Source organism: Bradyrhizobium sp. B117 (assembly GCF_038969555.1).
Taxonomy (GTDB): Bacteria; Pseudomonadota; Alphaproteobacteria; order Rhizobiales; family Xanthobacteraceae; genus Bradyrhizobium.
On sequence record NZ_CP152414.1, the window covers coordinates 9178720 to 9193952 of the forward strand.

A 15233-nucleotide genomic window follows, 5' to 3' on the forward strand; every position below is an offset into this window, starting at 1 on the left:
GGCTTAGAGGTCCGCGCCGGAATAGGAACAGTTGAACGACTTATTGCAGAGCGGGAAGTCGGCAATGATGTTGCCCTCGATTGCGGTCTCCAGCAGCGGCCACTGGAACCACGACGCATCGCGCAGATGGCAGCGTTCGACGCGCAACTCGCCATCGAGCCGCAGCCACGCCAGAACGTCGCCGCGGAAGGCCTCCGTCAGCGCCAGACCTTCGCATCCGCCGCGCCCTGCCGGCGGTGCGTTCCTGATCTCGCCTGGCTCCATCAGGTCGAGCATCTGCGCGATCAGTTCGACGCTCTGCTCGACCTCGCGGATGCGGATCCAGACCCGCGCGTTGACATCGCCGGCTTCCAGCACCGGCACCTCGAACGACAATTGATCGTAGGGCGCGTAAGCAAACGTGCGGCGTGCATCGAAATCGCGGCCCGAGGCACGGCCGACATAGCCGCCGGCGCCGAACTGCCGCGCATAGTCCGCCTTCACGATCCCGGTCGTGACGGTGCGGTCCTGTAAGGATGCGGTGTTGTCGTAGAGCTCGATCAGGCGCGGAAATACCTTTCGGATCTCGGCGAGCAGAGCCCGCATGGCGGGGATGCCGTCCGCCGAGACGTCGCGCGCCACGCCGCCGGGTACGATGACGTCCATCATCAGGCGATGACCGAAGGCCGTGTCCGCCGCCCGCAGGCAGCGCTCGCGCAAGATGCCGGTCTGGGCGTGCATCAGCGCAAAGGACGCGTCATTACAGATCGCGCCGATATCGCCGAAATGATTGGCGAGCCGCTCGACTTCCGCCATCAGCGCCCGCAAAAAGATCGCGCGCCGCGGCACCTGGATGTCGAGCGCCGCTTCCGCCGCGCGGGCAAAGGCGAAGGCGTAGGCCACCGCGCTGTCGCCGGAGGTACGGTTGGCGAGCTTTGCCGCGGCCTCGAGATTCGCGCCTTGCATCAGCAACTCGATGCCCTTGTGGGTGTAGCCGAGCCACTGCTCCAGCCGCACCACATGCTCGCCATTGGCGGTGAAGCGGAAATGGCCGGGCTCGATGATCCCGGCATGGACGGGGCCGACCGCCACCTGGTGTAACGCCTCACCCTCGGCCGGCAGGAACTGGTACGGCCGCACTTCGCGCGATGCGTTACGACCGGAGAGCGGATAGGATTGGCCCCAGGCATCGTGATCGAGCCATGGCCGCAGATCGTCGGCGGCACTTGGAACAAGCCCGAACAGATCATGGATGGTCCGTTCCAGCCGTAGTGCGGGCAGATGACGGCTGGCGACGCTTGGAAATGCGCCGGCCGTACACTCGTAGGTGACGACCGCGACATCGGCCGAGCCGCCATCGAGCAGCGCCAGATGCACTGCGGCTGGCTCGCCCCAGAAGCCAAGCAGTGTGAGGCCTCCCTCGACCAGTCGATCGATCGCGGCCTGCCAGCCCGCCTCCGTCACGACCGCGCGCGGCCAGGGCCGGTGCGACAAGATCGCATTGACATGGGGGATACTGTCGAGGATGCCCATCGCTTACCCCAGGAGCTTCGCGACGTTCTGGAAGCCGGTGACCAGCACCGGCGGCAGATAGATGCCGGCCATCATGACCAATCCGAGGTGCGTGAACATTGGCACATAGGAAGCCTCCGCGGGCGCCGTCTTGCCTTTAGGCTCGCCGAACATCACCGCGCCGATCCGCAAGACAAGCCCGCCGAGCGCGATGATGATGCCGAGCACCAGGATCACCGTCAGCCAGGGCGCGCGGGCGAAGGTCGAGCTCACCACCAGAAACTCGCTCATGAAGATGCCGAGCGGCGGCAGCCCGACGATGGCGATGACGCCGAGCATCAGGCCCCATCCGAGCACGGGATTGGTCACCGTGAGCCCGCCGATGTCAGCGATCTTCTGTGTGCCCTTGACCTGTGCGATGTGGCCCACCGCGAAGAAGATTGCCGACTTGGTCAGCGAATGCATGATCATGTGCAACAGCCCTGCGAAATTCGCGAGCGGCCCGCCCATGCCGAAGGCGAAGACGATGATGCCCATATGCTCGATCGAGGAATAGGCAAACATCCGCTTGATGTCGCGGCGCCGGTACAGCATCAGCGCGGCGAAGATCACCGAGATCAGACCCATGGTCACCATCAGTGGACCCGGCGTGATCGCCGCGGAGTTGACCGCGAGCATCATCTTGAAGCGCAGGAGCGCATAGAGCGCGACATTGAGCAACAGGCCGGACAGCACCGCCGAGATCGGCGTCGGGCCCTCGGCATGCGCATCCGGCAGCCAAGCGTGCAGCGGTGCGAGACCGACCTTGGTGCCGTAGCCGAGCAGGAGGAAGACGAAGGCGACGTTGAGCAATGCCGAGTCGAACTGTGCGGCGTGCTTCACCAGCACCGTCCACACCATGCCGTCCATCCCCTCGCCCACCACGGGGCGCGCCGCCATATAGACCAGGATCGTCCCGAACAGCGCGAGCGCGATGCCGACGCTTCCGAGGATGAAATATTTCCAGGCCGCCTCCAGCGCCTCATGGGTGCGGTAGATGCCGACCATCAGCACAGTCGTCAGCGTCGCCATCTCGATCGCGACCCACATCAGGCCGATATTGTTGGCGATGAGCGCGAGGTTCATCGCGAACATCAGCATCTGGTACATCGCGTGATAGAAGCGCAGGAAGGCCGGCGTCAGCCGCCCGATCTCGATCTCGTGATGGATGTAGCTCGCGCTGAACACTGATGTCGTGAAGCCGACGAAGGTCGTCAGCACGATGAAGACCTTGTTGAGGTCGTCAAGCAGCAGATATTGTCCCGACGTCGTCTCGATCACGAACAGCAACAGCGAGGTGAGGAACGTCGCGAGCGCCGCAACGACGTTGAGCTTCGCCGTCAGCAGGTAGCCTGGCAGGATCGCGAGCAGCGTGGCCGAGATGGCCGGGATCAGGAGGATCGCACCGAGCGCATCGATCGTCATCGCCGCTCTCCCCTGAAGCGATCGAGCGCCTGCACGTCCACGCTGTCAAAACGCTCGCGGATGCGGAACAGGAAGATGCCGATCACGATGAAGGCGATCAGCACCGAGAAGGCGACGCTGATCTCGACCACCAGCGGCATGCCTTTCGCGCCGGTTGCCGCCAGCACCAGCCCGTTCTCCAGCGACATGAAGCCGACGACCTGGCTCACCGCGTTGCGCCGCGTCACCATGATCAGGAGCCCCAGCAGCACCACAGACAACGCAAAGGCAAGGTCCTCGCGCGCCAGCGCGTCGGCACCCGGGGTAACGCGCAGCATCACCACCATCGACAGCGCGACGAGCCCGATGCCGGCCATCATGGTCAGCCCGATGCTGATCACGTTCTCTATCTCGCGGTGGATGCCGAGCCGCTTGATGATCCGGTGCAGCGCGACCGGGATGATGATGGCCTTGAAGACCAGTGCGATCAGCGCCGTGACATAGAGATGCGGCGCGTGCTGCACATAGGCCTGCCAGGCGACCGACAGCGCCAGCACGCCGGCGTGCAGCGCATAGACGTTGAGCAGCGCATAGAGCCGGTCCTGGTAGAGCATCATGAAACTTGCCAGCACGAGAGACCCGGCGAGCAGATGCGCGATATCGAATTGCAGGCTGCTCATCACTAGAGACTCCCGGACACAAAGCGCAACAGGGTGGCAAGCAGCGCCAGCATCAGCGCCGCGCCCAGGAACTCGGGGATCCTGAATACCCGCATCTTGGCGATCGACGTCTCGAAGACGGCGAGCAGGAAGCCGAGGACCACGAGCTTGCCGAGATAGAGCAGCGCACCAAGGCTCAATCTCGCAACGCTTGCATCCGCTGTCGCCGTTCCCCAGGGCAGGAACACGCAGGCGATCAGTGAAACATAGAGCAGGAGCTTGAGCTGCGACGACAGGTCGACCAGCGCGAGATGCCGCGCCGAATATTCCAGCACCATGGCCTCGTGCACCATGGTGAGTTCGAGATGGGTGGCCGGATTGTCGACGGGGATGCGGGCATTCTCCGCCAGCGCCACGATGGTCAGCGCGACGAAGGCCATGCCAAGCGACACGCGCAGGCCGACCGCGTCCGAGCCCATGAATTCGGCGACGTAGGCGAGCTGGGTTGAGCCCGCGATCATCGCGACCGAGAAGACGGTGATCAGCATTGCAGGCTCGGCGAGCGATGCGATCATCACCTCGCGACTGGAGCCGATGCCGCCGAAGGCGGTGCCGACGTCCATGCCGGCGAGCGCCTGGAAGAAACGCGCGCTGCCGAGCAGTGCGATGATCGCGATAAGGTCGGCGGTCCAGGAGAACAGGAGCCCGCTGCCGAAGGTCGGCACCAGCGAGGCCGCGACCCAGGTGCCTGCGAACATCAGATAGGGAATGACGCGGAACAGCCAAGAGGCGTTGTCTGCCAGCACGACGTCCTTGCGCATCAGGCGGATGAGATCTCGATAGGGCTGCAGGAGCGGCGGACCGCGCCGACGCAACAGCCGCGCCTTCACCTTGCGGACGAAGCCGGTGAGCAATGGCGCAAGCAGCAGCACGAGGCACATCTGGACGCCTTGCGAGAGGATGTCGCGAAGCGTGGTCATAGCGCCACCACCAGGAGCAGCACGATCAACGCGGCGAAAACGAGCGTCAGATAGCGGCGGATGGTGAGGAATTGCAGCAGATTGATGCGCTCGGTCACAACGCCGATCACCTTGGCGATCGGTGCGTAGAGCGCATCCCAGATCAGGTCGCGCATGTCGACGGTGAGCCGTGCCGGCGCGGGCGACAGGGGCTGCGGCATCTCGCCGATCTCGCGCGCAGCGAAGATCACGCTGCCGAACACGCGGCGGATCGGCTGCGAGAAGCTGGAGGCGGAGTATTGGATCACGGGGTTCGAATCCGGATAGCCGCAATCCCAGGCCGGTGCGCGACGCAAGCGATCCGACGCGAGGCGATGAATGGCGGTGGCTGCGGCCATGCCGCTGAGCGCTGCAAACAGAAACACCAAGAGGCCGTTATAGGAGCTGCGGCTCTCCGCGATCGGAACGATGGTCAGCCACTCCAGTCCAGTCTGGTGCGGCATGACGTTGCCGACCATAGCCTTGCTCACCGGCCCGAGCGCGTCGATGAAGAGGCCGGGCAGGATGCCGGCGACGAGGCAGAGAGCGGCTAGCGCGAACATGGCGGAGAGCGAGAAGAGATCAGTCTCGTGCGCGGATGCGGCAACATCCGAACGGGGACGGCCGAGGAAGCTGACACCGTAGAGTTTGACGAAACACGCCGCGGCGAAAGCAGCGGCGAGCGCCAGCAGTCCGCCGACTGCCGGGACGATCAACTTCAGTCCCCAGTTCGGTAGTTGCGGTGAGAGCAGGATCGCCTGGAAGGTCAGCCATTCCGAAACGAAGCCGTTGAACGGCGGCAATGCCGAGATCGCGACGCAGCCGACCAGCACCGCGAACGCCGTCTTCGGCATGCGACGGATCAACCCGCCGAGCTTCTCCATGTCGCGCTCGCCGGTGACTTCCAGCACGGCGCCGGCGCCAAAGAACAACAGGCTCTTGAATAGCGCGTGATTGAAGACGTGCAGCAGCGCCGCAGTGAAGGCGAGCGCGGCCACCCAATCGAGCCCCTGGGCCTTGAAGGCGAGCGCCAGCCCGAGGCCGGTGAAGATGATGCCGATATTCTCGATGGTCGAATAGGCGAGTACGCGCTTGATGTCGCGCTGCATCAGCGCATAGAGCACACCTAGCGTCGCGGTCGGCCCGCCAACCAAGAGTACCACCACGCTCCACCACCACACCGGTTCGGGCAGAAGATCAAAGACGATACGCACGAAGCCGTAGACGGCGACCTTGGTCATGACGCCGCTCATGAGGCCGGAGACGTGGCTGGGCGCGGCGGGATGGGCGAGCGGCAGCCAAGCGTGCAGCGGCACCAGGCCAGCCTTGGAGCCGGCACCCAGCAGCACGAGGATCACCACCATGCCGGTCAGCGCAGCGGAAGGATGCGAGGCTCGGATCGCATCGAAATCGTAACCGGCGCCGCTCGCGAGCAGGCCGAAGGCGAGCAGCAGCGCCAGCGTGCCGAAACTTGCCATCAGAAGATAGACATAGCCGGCGCGGACATTCCCGGCCTCCCGGTGATGCGACACCACCATCGCCCAGGAGGTCAGCGACATGAATTCCCAGGCGACCAGGAAGCTGAAGGCATCGTTTGCCAGCACGACGACGTTCATCGCCGCGAGATAGGCAGGATAGAACGGTAGCACGCGGCCTGGGGAGTCCTCGTGCCTGGAGTAGCCGAGCGCGAACAGGCTCGCAGCGGCGCCGCCGAGATTGACGACGACGAGGAAGAAGGCGGACAGTGCATCGAGCCGGAAATGGGCACCGAGCCAGGGCAGGCCGATCGGCAGTGTCGCGCTCAACACGGGATGGGCGGGATCGAGCAAATGAAGGAGCGCGGTAGCGCAGAGCGCCGCAGTGATGACGAGGCAGGCGCCATAGAGCACGACCGAGCCGCGCGGGCGCATCGACAGCACGATTCCAGCCGGCGCCAGCGCCAGCAGAGCCGCCACTGACCATAGCGCCACGGCGATCATGGCCGCTCCTCGATCATGATTTGCGCGCGCGTCGCCATCGCTATTGGCCGCCGGCGCTCGGTCGCGGAGACTTCAGCCGCACACCGCGCCCCCCGGAACTCGACGCCGCCCCCTCGGCGATCAACTCGATGCCGGCAACTGACAGCCCCTCGACCAGCTTCACCAGGGAATCGACATTGCCGCGGATCACCCCTTCGGAGGCTTCCATGCGCTGAATCGTTGGCAGCGACAGCGAACAGAGCTGCGCGAGTTCGCGCTGGTCAATCCTGAGCAAGGCACGGGCGGCACGAAGCTGCGCGGCGGTGATCACGGGGCGAATGTCCGTGGCAGTTACAGGGATCAACTTACCAAGCGTAGGGCGCGCAAAATGACGTTTCAAGCGTCATTTTCTATATGCGACGCATCATTGCGTTCGAGGCCCTCGAAGCTCGCGCCCTCGCGCTAATTCAAGCCCGGGCATGACAACCGCGCAAATGCGGCGCGAGCTTCCGCGGTCGCGCTCGCACGCACCCAAGAATGATTGGTCCGCCTCAAAACTCGTTCGCGATCTTCGATAGCATTTCCAGCAGCGCCTCGCGGTTGGCTTGCCCGAGCAACTCGTTCAGCCGCGCCTCGTGCTTGGTGGCGACGAGCTTCTTCGCCCGCGTCAGCACGGCCTTGCCCTTGTCGGTCAGGACCAGGATGTGCGAGCGGCGGTCGTTGGTGGAGCGGATCCGCGCGCAGAGGTCGCGGCTCTCCAGATTGTCGAGCATGGCCACGAAGTTCGGCCGGAGGATGCCGAGGGTCGAGGCGATCTCGGTCTGGTTACGGCCGGGGTTCTTCTCCACCAGCAGCAGCACCGAGAACTGCGCCGGCGTCAGCTGGAGCGAGGCCATGCAGCGCAAGAAGTTCTCGAACACCTTGAGCTGCGCCCGCTTCAGGACATAGCCGAGCTGCTCGGAGAGCTCGCCGAGCTGGAGGGCCTCGGCCTGCGGCTCGGCCGCGTCCTTGCGGCCCTTGGCCGCGTCGGTGGCCTTTTCGGAAGACTTTTCAGCGGTTTTGGAAACGGTCATCGCCTCTTGCTCGTAATCCCGCTAAATTCAGGACGGGTCGTTTCCCGCCCTTGAAGTTATATTTGATAATTGTTATGGACCATATCAAATATCGTCAGCGTATTTCAATGGCTGTGTGGGGACCATCCACCGCAATTGCGGAGGCCGGTCCTCGATCTTGAGGGGGAGCGTCCGGTCTTGAACACCACTATCATGCTGTTCCTGGTGCAGGACGGCATCACCAATGGCGCGATCTATGCGCTGCTCGGCCTCGCCCTGGTGCTGGTATTCGCCGTCACCCGCGTCATCCTCATTCCTCAGGGCGAGTTCGTCACCTATGGCGCGCTGACCTATGCTTCGCTCGCCGCCGGCCAGATGCCGGGCACGGCGAAGCTGGCGCTGGCGCTGGGCATCGGCGCGTTCGCCTTCGACCTGTTCGTGGCACGCAAGGCGCTGCACGGGCGGCTGATTGTGCGCAGCCTCCTCACCAACGTCGTGCTGCCGGCCATCGTGCTGGCGCTGACGATTTACTTCGCCGCCCAGAAGCCGCCGGTCGCCATCTGCATCGCGCTCGCGCTGGTGATCGTGGCGATGATCGGCGTCTATCTCTACCGCATCGCGTTCCAGCCGCTGGCGCACACCTCGGTGCTGGTGCTGCTGATCGCCTCGGTGGGCGTCCATCTGGCGCTGCAAGGCCTCGGCCTGTTGTTCTTCGGCGCCGAAGGCCAGCGCGGACCTGCGGTGCTCTCGGGCGCCTTCACCGCCGGCGCGCTGCGCTTCACCGGCCAGAGCATCACCGTCTACGCCATCACCATCGCTTTCATCGTCGGTCTCTGGCTGTTCTTCGGCCTGACGCTCTACGGCAAGGCGCTGCGCGCCACCGCCGTGAACCGGCTGGGAGCGCGGCTCGCCGGCATCCGCACCACGCTGTCGGGGCAGATCGCCTTCCTGCTCGCCTCCGTCATCGGCGCGCTGTCCGGCATCATGATCGTGCCGATCACGACGCTCTACTACGACTCGGGCTTCCTGATCGGCCTCAAGGGCTTCGTCGCCGCGATCATCGGCGGGCTCGTCAGCTATCCCCTCACCGCCGTCGCGGCGCTGGTCGTCGGTATCGTCGAGGCGTTCTCGTCCTTCTATGCCTCCAACTACAAGGAAGTGATCGTTTTCATGCTGCTGATCCCCGTGCTGCTGCTGCGCTCGCTCGCCGCGCCCGCGGTCGAGGAAGAGAAGGACTGAGCGCATGCAGAGCCGGCTTCCCATTCTCGCCTTCGCACTGATCATGGCGGCAATTCCATTCGTCCCTGGCATGCCGCCGTTCTGGATCGTGCTGCTCGACAATATCGGCCTTGCCGCCCTGGTCGCGATGGGCCTCGTGCTGCTCACCGGCGTCGGCGGCCTCACCTCGTTCGGTCAGGCAGCATTCGTCGGCTTCGGCGCCTACACCACGGCGGTGCTGACGACGACCTATGGCCTGTCGCCGTGGCTGACGCTGCCGCTGTCGCTCGTGGTCAGCGGATCGCTGGCGGTGTTGCTCGGGCTGATCACCGTCCGCCTCTCCGGGCACTATCTGCCGCTCGGCACGCTCGCCTGGGGGCTCGGCCTGTTCTACCTGTTCAGCAAGCTGGAGTTTCTCGGCCGCAACGACGGCATCTCGGCGATCCCGCCGCTGTCGGTCGGTGCGTTCAAGATGCTCTCGCCCGGCTCGATCTATTACGCGATCTGGGTCGCCGTGATCGTCTCCGCGCTTCTGACGATGAACCTGCTGGACTCCCGCACCGGCCGCGCCATCCGCGCGCTCCGGCGCGGCCATGTCGCGGCGGAAGCGTTCGGCGTGCACACGCCGCGCGCCAAGCTCCTGGTGTTCATCCATGCCGCGGTGCTCGCCGGCCTCTCCGGGTGGCTCTACGCCCATCTCCAGCGCGCGGTGAACCCGACACCGTTCGGCGCGCAGGCGGGCATTGAATATCTCTTCATCGCGGTGGTCGGCGGCGCCGGCTACGTCTGGGGTGGCGTGCTGGGCGCGGCGATCGTCGTGGTGCTGAAGGAGGTGCTGCAAAGCTATCTGCCGCTGATCCTGCCGGGCTCCGGCCAGGTCGAGACCATCGTGTTCGGCATCATGCTGGTGGCGCTGCTGCAGCTCGCGCCCGGCGGCGTGTGGCCCTGGCTGATGTCGTTCCTGCCCGAGCGCAGCGGTGGCAGGAAGCCCGACACCTCGTTGAAGCTGGAGCACCGCCCGCGCTCATCCGGCGAGTCCCGCATCCTCCTTCAGGTCGAGAAGGCGCGAAAACAGTTCGGCGGCGTGGTTGCGGTCAACAACGTCTCCTTCGACGTCCAGGCCCGCGAGATCGTCGCGCTGATCGGCCCGAACGGCGCCGGCAAGAGCACGACCTTCAACCTGATCACCGGCGTGTTGTCGGCTACATCAGGCTCGATCTCGGTGCTCGGCAGGAAAGTCGACAAGGCGCCGCCGCAGGAAATCGTCAAGCTCGGCATCAGCAGGACCTTTCAGCAGGTGAAGCTGGTGCCTGACATGACCGTGCTGGAGAATGTCGCGATCGGCGCGCATCTGCGCGGCCATTCCGGACCCGTTTCCTCGATGCTGCGGCTCGACCGCGCCGACGAGGCTAAACTGCTCGCCGAGGCTGCCCGCCAGATCGAGCGCGTCGGCCTTGCCGACCAGATGCACCAGCTGGCGGGCTCGCTGTCGCTCGGCCAGCAGCGCATCGTCGAGATCGCCCGCGCGCTCTGCGTCGATCCGATGCTGCTGCTGCTCGACGAGCCGGCGGCAGGGCTGCGCCACATGGAGAAGCAGCGGCTCGCGACGCTCTTGCGCGAGCTGCGCGACGGCGGAATGTCCGTCCTTCTGGTCGAGCACGACATGGGCTTTGTGATGAACCTCGCCGACCGCATCGTGGTGCTCGATTTCGGCACCAAGATCGCGGAAGGCACGCCCGCCACGATCAAGACCAATCCCGAAGTCATCAAGGCCTATCTCGGAGTGGCGGCATGAGCGCCCTGTTGTCCGTCACCGACGCGCATGTGTCTTACGGCAAGGTCGAAGCCGTGCGCTCGGTCTCGCTCGAGGTCGGCGCCAACCAGATCGTCACCATCGTCGGCGCCAACGGCGCCGGCAAGACCACGCTGCTCTCGGCCATCATGGGCATCCTGCCGCTGAAGGGCCGCGTCGCCTTTGCGGGCCAGGATCTCGCCCGCCTCGACATCGAGGATCGCGTCGCGATGGGGCTTGGCCTCGTGCCGGAACACCGCGAATTGTTCGTGACTATGAATGTCGAGGACAATCTCGAGCTCGGCGCGTTCCGGATCGAGAAGAGCAGGGCGAAGACCTCGATCGAGCGGATCTACACGCTGTTTCCGCGCCTGAAGGAGCGCCGCAAGCAGCTCGCCGGCACCTTGTCCGGTGGCGAGCAGCAGATGCTGGCGATGGGGCGTGCGCTGATGGGCGAACCAAAGCTCCTGATGCTGGACGAGCCGAGCCTCGGCCTTGCCCCGATCATCGTCGCCGACATCTTCCGTATCGTCACCGAGCTGCGGGCTGCCGGCGTCTCGGTGCTGCTGGTCGAGCAGAACGCGCAGGCCGCGCTGAAGATCGCGGACCACGCCTATGTGATGGAGCTCGGCGAGTTCGTGCTGAGCGGCAAGGCCAGCGACATCGCCGCGAACGAACGGGTGGCGGCGAGCTATCTCGGCTTCCAGCACGAAGCCGCGAGTGTGATCTAGCGCTGAGACGCCTCCTCAAACTTCGCTGTCATCGTCCGCGAAGGCGGACGATCCAGTACTCCGAGACGGTTCTGATTGAACCGCGACGCCGCGGCGTACTGGATGCCCCGCCTTCGCGGGGCACGACACCGGAGGGTGCGGCGAGATGCGCACCTAAAGCCCCGCCTTCTTCCCCTTCAGCGCCGCCACCTCCGCCTCAAGCTCGGCGATCCGCTGATCCCGCGCCGCGAGTGCCGCTGCAACATCCGGCGCGTCGAACTTCTGCGGGATGTGCTGCGGGCAGTTGGTGTCCCAGGCTGCGATCTTGAACAGGATCACCTGCTCCGGCCTCGCGCGGTAACCCTTCGGCATCAGGGCCGTCGTCAGCGCCTCGTCGTCCTCGACCACGCGCGCCTCGCCCCAGATCTTCACCCTCCGGCGATGGGCGTAGTCCATGACGAAGATGTAGGCCTTGGGATTCTCGGACAGGTTTCCCTGGGTGATGTACTGCCGGTTGCCGGCGTAATCGGCGAAGGCGAGCGTCTGCTTGTCCAGCACCTTGAGAAAGCCCTTCGGGCCGCCGCGGTGCTGGATGTAGGGCTGGCCGTCGGCCGAGGCCGTCGCAAAGTAGAAGCTGTTGGCGTCGGCCAGGAACGCCGCGAGGTTCTCGTCGACCTCGGTGCGCCATCCCCGCTGCTCGGCATGGGCATAGCCCTCGCGCGATCCCTTTCGGGTCTGGATCGATTTCACGGCCGGCGAGAAGGCGACGTCGCTGGCATAGGTGTGGACTGCGGTCATCGGAACATCTCCTGAAATTCCGGCGCATTTTCTGCGTCTTTCGGTCACTAAAATGGACCCTCCGGCGATTAAAACAATCTCGCCGCTTGACACTTCATCATTGCGTAATATGCAATAATGCCATGGACCGCCTTGAGGCCATGCACGTCTTCGTCACCGTCGCCGATCTGCGTGGCTTTGCGCCGGCGGCGCGAAAACTGCGGCTGTCGCCCTCGGCGGTGACGCGGCTGATCGCGGCGCTGGAGGAGCATCTCGGCGCCCGGCTGCTGCAACGGACCACGCGGCAGGTGCGGCTGACCGATGTCGGCACGCGCTATCTGGAGCGCGCGCGGCGCATCCTCGCCGATGTCGAGGAGGCCGACGGCTCGGCGCGGGAGGAGCGCAACCGGCCGAGCGGACGCCTCGTGGTGTCGGCGCCGGTCGGCTTCGGCCGCCTGCATGTCGGGCCGGTCATGACCGAATATCTGAAACGCTATCCCGAGGTCGCTTGCGAGCTCAGACTGTCCGATAATCTCGTCAATCTCGTCGAGGACGCGGTCGACGCCGCGGTGCGCATCGGCCATCTCGCCGATTCCTCGCTGGTTGCGCGCCAGGTCGGCGAGATGCGGCGCATCGTGGTGGCCGCGCCGGGCTATCTCAAGCGCCATGGCGAGCCGAAGACGCCGGAGGCGCTGCCCGACCATCAGACCATCCAGTTCGGCCCGTCGGCCGGCTGGCGCTTCGAGCAGGACGGCCGCGAGATCGAGGTGACTCCGTCGCCCCGCTTCACCAGCAACAGCGCCGACGCAGCGCTGCAATATGCCGAGGCCGGCGGCGGCGTGACGCGCGTGCTGGCGTATCAGGCCGCCGAAGGCCTGAAGCGCGGGCGGCTCAAAATCGTACTGGCGAAATACGAGCAGCCGGCGCTGCCGGTCCACATCGTCTACCCGACCTCGCGCCTGCTCTCGGCCAAGGTGCGCGCGTTCATCGATCTCGTGGTGGAGACGGCGGAGTGGCGGTTTGGGTGAGGTCTCGTGTCCCGGACGCGCTGCAACGCGTAGCGTTGCTGCGCAGAGCCGGGACCCAGGAGGCCACGCCGTAAGCTGCGGATGGATGGGCCCCGGCTCTGCAGCGCACCGCACCGGACGATGCTACGCATCGCCGGGAGCGCTGCGCCGCGTGCGGGGCACGAGACCGGCTACCCCGGCTTCGGCACCACCCTAAACGTCCCGCTGGCGCGCGCGATCACGACCTCGTCGGCTTTCACCAGGGCTTGCGCGAAGCAGATCGTCTTGCCGGTCTTGATCACGTCGCTCTCGATCGAACACCACTGGCCGATCTCGGCGGAGCCGACGAAATCGACCGAGAGCGAGACCGTCACGAATGACGTGGTCCAGCCCGTCGCCTGTGCGCAGCTATAGCCCATCGCGTTGTCGGCGAGCGCGGTGATGAGGCCGCCATGGATCAGGCCGCGGCCGTTGGTGTGCGGCCTTGCCAGCCGCAGGCCGATGATGACGGCCTTGTCGGTTTTCTTCGCGTATAGCGGCTCCCAGGGTTCGGTGAGCGGGCTCTTGCGGAACAGCGGCTCGAAGCCGTCGGGGATGTCTGCGGAGGTCATGACTGTCTCGCGTGTCGTTGGCTGCCGCCATTGAACGCGATGTGGATGACAGTTTCACCGCCTACAAAGTTTTAAACGGGATTTGCGCGGGTGTTTGAAACGGATAGCACCGCAATGACAGAGCCGTAGGGTGGGCAAAGGCGCGAAGCGCCGTGCCCACGATCTTCCCATCATTGCGAAAGCTCGTGGGCACGCTTCGCTTTACCCACCCCACGGCACCGATTGCTCCGCCCTAAAACGGCAGTCCCACGTAGTTCTCCGACAACGAGGTCATGGCGGCTTGCGACTGCGTGACGTAATCGAGCTCGGCGAGCTGGATCCGTGCGCCGATGGTGCCGGTGTCGGGGAATTTGTGCAACATCGAGGTCATCCACCAGGAGAAGCGCACGGCCTTCCAGACCCGCGCCAGCGCCGTGGCGGAATAGGCGTCGATGCCGGCGCTGGATTTCTCGTCATAGAACTCGCGCAGCGCGCTGGACAAATAATGCGCATCGCTGGCCGCCAGATTCAGGCCCTTGGCGCCGGTCGGCGGCACGATATGGGCAGCGTCGCCGCACAGGAACATCTTGCCGAAGCGCATCGGCTCGGCGACGAAGCTGCGTAAGGGCGCGATGCTCTTCTCGATCGACGGGCCCGTGACGAGACTATCGGCCGCCTCCTGGTCGAGCCGGCTCTTCAATTCGTCCCAGAAGCGGTCGTCCGGCCACTGGTCGACATGGTCGTCGAGCGAGCACTGCACGTAATAGCGGCTGCGCTTCATGGAGCGCATGGTGCAGAGCGCGAAGCCGCGGGCGTGGTTGGAATAGATCAGCTCATGGCTGACCGGCGGCGTCTCGGAGAGGATGCCGAGCCAGCCGAACGGATAGACCCGCTCGAATTCCTCGATCGCGGAGGCCGGCACGCTGGCGCGGCTAATGCCATGAAAACCGTCGCAGCCGGCGATGAAATCGCAATCGAGGGTATGGGTGACGCCATCCTTCACATAGGTTACGCGCGGGTGACCGCCGTCGAAATCATGCGGCCGCACGTCCCTGGCTTCATAGACCGACACAAGACCGGCGGCCTTGCGCGCATTCATCAGGTCGAGCGTGACCTCGGTCTGGCCGTAGATCATGACCGTCTTGCCGGTCGCGCCCTTCATGTCGATGCGGTGACGGCGGCCGGAGAAGGCGAGCTCGATGCCCTCATGTACGAGGCCCTCGGCATGCGCCCGCGCGCCGGCGCCGATCTGATCGAGCAGCGCTACGGTTCCCTCCTCCAGGAGGCCGGCGCGGATGCGCCCGAGCACGTAATCCGGGCTCTGCCGCTCCAGAATGACATTCTCGATGCCGTATTGATGCAGCAGTTGCCCAAGCAACAATCCGGCCGGACCGGCCCCGATGATTGCGACTTTTGTCCGCAATACTTGCTCCTCCCGATTTTGTAGAGTGCCGCGCGGTCACGCTTGTCGCGTCGATCCGCAGACGATAATTATATCATATAATCGTTGGGCAAAAGGGGACCGCTCGTCGCCGCAC

At 65.1% G+C, this 15233-nt stretch carries 14 protein-coding genes; 4 read left to right on the forward strand and 10 right to left on the reverse strand.

The features are described 5' to 3' along the window. Nucleotides 1-3 precede the first annotated feature (3 nt). The 7 genes from AAFG16_RS43625 to AAFG16_RS43655 form a co-directional block, all read right to left on the reverse strand. Nucleotides 4-1512 carry an NADH-quinone oxidoreductase subunit C gene (locus AAFG16_RS43625; RefSeq protein WP_283082334.1) on the reverse strand — a complete coding sequence of 503 codons (1509 nt, stop codon included), beginning with the start codon at nt 1510-1512 and terminating at the stop codon, nt 4-6. 3 nt (nt 1513-1515) lie between these two features. Next, nucleotides 1516-2955 carry a hydrogenase 4 subunit F gene (locus AAFG16_RS43630; protein ID WP_283082335.1) on the reverse strand — a complete coding sequence of 480 codons (1440 nt, stop codon included), beginning with the start codon at nt 2953-2955 and terminating at the stop codon, nt 1516-1518. Beyond that, nucleotides 2952-3614 (reverse strand): hydrogenase-4 component E, encoded by a 663-nt coding sequence (locus tag AAFG16_RS43635; RefSeq protein ID WP_283082336.1) that lies wholly within the window; start codon nt 3612-3614, stop codon nt 2952-2954. The genes AAFG16_RS43630 and AAFG16_RS43635 overlap by 4 nt, the downstream gene beginning before the upstream one ends. 2 nt (nt 3615-3616) lie before the next feature. Next, on the reverse strand, nt 3617-4573 hold the full coding sequence (locus AAFG16_RS43640) for an NADH-quinone oxidoreductase subunit H (protein ID WP_342735199.1): 957 nt from the start codon (nt 4571-4573) through the stop codon (nt 3617-3619). After that, nucleotides 4570-6570: a hydrogenase 4 subunit B gene (gene hyfB / locus AAFG16_RS43645; RefSeq protein WP_342735201.1), complete on the reverse strand. Its 2001-nt coding sequence runs from the start codon at nt 6568-6570 to the stop codon at nt 4570-4572. The genes AAFG16_RS43640 and hyfB overlap by 4 nt, the downstream gene beginning before the upstream one ends. 40 nt (nt 6571-6610) lie before the next feature. Further along, nucleotides 6611-6880, reverse strand: a complete 270-nt coding sequence (locus tag AAFG16_RS43650) for a transcriptional regulator (protein WP_283082339.1) — start codon at nt 6878-6880, stop codon at nt 6611-6613. Between the two features lie 220 nt (nt 6881-7100). Then, a complete protein-coding gene (locus AAFG16_RS43655) occupies nt 7101-7622 on the reverse strand; it encodes a MarR family transcriptional regulator (protein ID WP_342735203.1) in 522 nt (173 codons plus the stop codon). 177 nt (nt 7623-7799) lie between these two features. On the opposite strand from AAFG16_RS43655, the gene AAFG16_RS43660 reads away from it, so the two are divergent. Genes AAFG16_RS43660 through AAFG16_RS43670 form a run of 3 tightly spaced genes read left to right on the forward strand, consistent with a single transcriptional unit; the run spans nt 7800 to nt 11342 of the window. Then, a complete protein-coding gene (locus tag AAFG16_RS43660; protein ID WP_283082341.1) occupies nt 7800-8840 on the forward strand; it encodes a branched-chain amino acid ABC transporter permease in 1041 nt (346 codons plus the stop codon). Nucleotides 8841-8844: 4 nt separating this feature from the next. Beyond that, nucleotides 8845-10614 (forward strand): branched-chain amino acid ABC transporter ATP-binding protein/permease, encoded by a 1770-nt coding sequence (locus tag AAFG16_RS43665; RefSeq protein WP_342735205.1) that lies wholly within the window; start codon nt 8845-8847, stop codon nt 10612-10614. After that, nucleotides 10611-11342 (forward strand): ABC transporter ATP-binding protein, encoded by a 732-nt coding sequence (locus tag AAFG16_RS43670; protein ID WP_283082343.1) that lies wholly within the window; start codon nt 10611-10613, stop codon nt 11340-11342. The genes AAFG16_RS43665 and AAFG16_RS43670 overlap by 4 nt, the downstream gene beginning before the upstream one ends. Before the next feature lie 153 nt (nt 11343-11495). Here the strand turns inward: AAFG16_RS43670 and AAFG16_RS43675 are convergent, their stop codons facing one another. After that, on the reverse strand, nt 11496-12119 hold the full coding sequence (locus AAFG16_RS43675) for a pyridoxamine 5'-phosphate oxidase family protein (protein ID WP_342735207.1): 624 nt from the start codon (nt 12117-12119) through the stop codon (nt 11496-11498). Between the two features lie 122 nt (nt 12120-12241). Between AAFG16_RS43675 and AAFG16_RS43680 the strand changes: the two genes are divergently transcribed. After that, nucleotides 12242-13126, forward strand: coding sequence for a LysR family transcriptional regulator (locus AAFG16_RS43680; protein ID WP_342735209.1), 885 nt, complete (start codon nt 12242-12244; stop codon nt 13124-13126). A 170-nt stretch (nt 13127-13296) separates the two neighbouring features. Here AAFG16_RS43680 and AAFG16_RS43685 read toward each other — a convergent pair whose 3' ends face one another. Together AAFG16_RS43685 and pobA are read right to left on the reverse strand one after the other, a co-directional pair. Next, the gene (locus tag AAFG16_RS43685) at nt 13297-13716 is read right to left on the reverse strand and encodes a PaaI family thioesterase (protein WP_342735211.1); all 420 of its coding nucleotides are present in this window, start codon (nt 13714-13716) and stop codon (nt 13297-13299) included. A gap of 232 nt (nt 13717-13948) precedes the next feature. Beyond that, nucleotides 13949-15118, reverse strand: a complete 1170-nt coding sequence (gene pobA, locus AAFG16_RS43690; RefSeq protein ID WP_342735213.1) for a 4-hydroxybenzoate 3-monooxygenase — start codon at nt 15116-15118, stop codon at nt 13949-13951. Nucleotides 15119-15233 lie beyond the last annotated feature (115 nt).

Coding starts and splice junctions, on each gene's coding strand:
- AAFG16_RS43625 (WP_283082334.1), bottom strand. CDS start 1,512: ATGGGCATCCTCGACAGTATCCCCCATGTCAATGCGATCTTGTCGCAC.
- AAFG16_RS43630 (WP_283082335.1), bottom strand. CDS start 2,955: ATGACGATCGATGCGCTCGGTGCGATCCTCCTGATCCCGGCCATCTCG.
- AAFG16_RS43635 (WP_283082336.1), bottom strand. CDS start 3,614: ATGAGCAGCCTGCAATTCGATATCGCGCATCTGCTCGCCGGGTCTCTC.
- AAFG16_RS43640 (WP_342735199.1), bottom strand. CDS start 4,573: ATGACCACGCTTCGCGACATCCTCTCGCAAGGCGTCCAGATGTGCCTC.
- hyfB (WP_342735201.1), bottom strand. CDS start 6,570: ATGATCGCCGTGGCGCTATGGTCAGTGGCGGCTCTGCTGGCGCTGGCG.
- AAFG16_RS43655 (WP_342735203.1), bottom strand. CDS start 7,622: ATGACCGTTTCCAAAACCGCTGAAAAGTCTTCCGAAAAGGCCACCGAC.
- AAFG16_RS43665 (WP_342735205.1), top strand. CDS start 8,845: ATGCAGAGCCGGCTTCCCATTCTCGCCTTCGCACTGATCATGGCGGCA.
- AAFG16_RS43670 (WP_283082343.1), top strand. CDS start 10,611: ATGAGCGCCCTGTTGTCCGTCACCGACGCGCATGTGTCTTACGGCAAG.
- AAFG16_RS43675 (WP_342735207.1), bottom strand. CDS start 12,119: ATGACCGCAGTCCACACCTATGCCAGCGACGTCGCCTTCTCGCCGGCC.
- AAFG16_RS43680 (WP_342735209.1), top strand. CDS start 12,242: ATGGACCGCCTTGAGGCCATGCACGTCTTCGTCACCGTCGCCGATCTG.
- AAFG16_RS43685 (WP_342735211.1), bottom strand. CDS start 13,716: ATGACCTCCGCAGACATCCCCGACGGCTTCGAGCCGCTGTTCCGCAAG.